Source organism: Clavibacter sp. MX14-G9D (assembly GCF_032917815.1).
In the GTDB taxonomy this organism is placed as follows: Bacteria; Actinomycetota; Actinomycetes; order Actinomycetales; family Microbacteriaceae; genus Clavibacter; species Clavibacter michiganensis_K.
Window position 1 is genome coordinate 1 of the sequence record NZ_JAVCVL010000352.1, and the last position, 1,532, is coordinate 1,532.

The following is a 1,532-nucleotide window of genomic DNA, read 5'->3' on the forward strand; positions in this document are numbered from 1 at the left end:
CGGCGATCTCGGCGCGCCGGTCGTCGTCCATGCCGCATGGTGTCACGCCGGGCCGGGCTCCGCGACGCCGCCGGCCGTGGACGGCCCGCTCCGATCAGCAGGCGGCGCGGTCGTACCCGTCCTCGCCCGCGGGCACGAGGTCGCGGTCGCGCACGACGGCCCGGGGCGCGGGATCCAGCGCCCGGATCCGCGCGCACGCCCCCTCGGCGGTGTCGCGCAGGTCGTCCACGTACTCGACGTCGAGCACGTGCGGGCCGTAGACGTCCGTGAGCGCGGTGCACTCGTCCCAGCGATCGCACTCCTCGGCGATGGCGAGGTCGAAGCCGGCCTCGTCGCGGCCCCGCGTCCCGAGGTCCGCGGCGTTCTTCTGCGCGACCGCGAGGCCCCGGCCGTGCGCGTGGTCCACGAGGAGGGCGGCGAGCGCCAGCGCGTCGTCCGCGTCGAGGGCGCCCGCGGAGCGCGTCCACGAGTCCAGGTTGTCCAGCTCCACCGCCCGGTGGCCGGCGTCGGCGCAGCGGTCGAGCGCGGTCGCCTGCCGGGCCGCGACGGCGGCGCGCTTCGCCGGGGTCGAGGCGTCGAGGAGGTGCTCGTCGGGCCAGCCCGGATCCACGAGCGGCCCGTCGTCGCCCTGCACCAGGAGGTCGTCGGGCCAGCTCGCGCCCGGCTGGGTCTGGAAGGCGTTGACGTAGCAGATGCCGTACGTCCCGGCGGCGGGTCCCTCGGTGCTGTCGCGGACCACGATCCCCGCGCCGTCGGGGACGGGGGAGGAGCCGCCGAGCTGGTAGTCGAACTCGGCGTCTACGGGCGGCAGGGCGACGTCGGATGGGCGGGCGACGTCGGACGGGCGGGCGTCGACGTGCGACGGGGCCACGTCGGCGGCCGTGCCCGCGGACGAGCAGCCCGCGAGGGCGACGGCCACAGCCGCAGCCGTCAGGAGGACGGTCGGACGGCGGCGCATGATGCGACCCTAGGCGCCGGTCCCCGCTCGGCCGACCACGCGGAAGCGCTCCAGCACCACCTCGGTGCCGTCGTCGAGCGCGAACCCGTCGGGGAGCCCCGCCACGAACTCGGCCGAGGTCCAGAACGCCTCGTGCCCGGCACGCCACTCGGCCACGGTCGTGAAGCCCTCGCCCTCGTCGACGGCGTGGGCGAGCGGCACGTCGGCGAGTCGCGCGATCGCCACGTCCGTCGTCTCGACCGCGAGCACGGGGAGCCCGTCGGAGTCGATCACCGTGCCGCGGGATCCGACGACGGGCAGCTCCTCGTCGTCGGCCGCGTACTGGACCAGCAGCGAGCTGGTCGAGGTCTTCGCGCCCGACGCGATCGCCGCCACGAGGCGGTCGCGCAGCGGCCCGGGGAAGGCGTACTCCACGAGGGGGAGCGCGGGGTCGGGTGTCGTCGTCATGGACCGATCGTAGGAGCGCCGCGACCCGCGGGCCGGGGGCGCCGGGCCAGGAGGCGGACCACGAGCGCCGCGATCCCCGCCAGCAGCGCCACCTGGAGCGGCGCGAGCGGCGCCGCGCCCGCCGGGC

At 77.1% G+C, this 1,532-nt stretch carries 2 protein-coding genes; both read right to left on the minus strand.

Features of this window, described 5'->3' with window-relative positions:
- Window positions 1–94: 94 nt before the first annotated feature.
- On the minus strand, window positions 95–958 hold the full coding sequence (locus tag Q6969_RS15535) for an endo alpha-1,4 polygalactosaminidase (RefSeq protein WP_317231250.1): 864 nt from the start codon (window positions 956–958) through the stop codon (window positions 95–97).
- A 9-nt stretch (window positions 959–967) separates the two neighbouring features.
- Window positions 968–1,405 (minus strand): ASCH domain-containing protein, encoded by a 438-nt coding sequence (locus Q6969_RS15540; protein WP_317231251.1) that lies wholly within the window; start codon window positions 1,403–1,405, stop codon window positions 968–970.
- Window positions 1,406–1,532 lie beyond the last annotated feature (127 nt).

Excerpts from the sequence above, each read along its gene's own strand:
- Q6969_RS15535 (WP_317231250.1), bottom strand. The coding sequence starts at position 958 with ATGCGCCGCCGTCCGACCGTCCTCCTGACGGCTGCGGCTGTGGCCGTC.
- Q6969_RS15540 (WP_317231251.1), bottom strand. The coding sequence starts at position 1,405 with ATGACGACGACACCCGACCCCGCGCTCCCCCTCGTGGAGTACGCCTTC.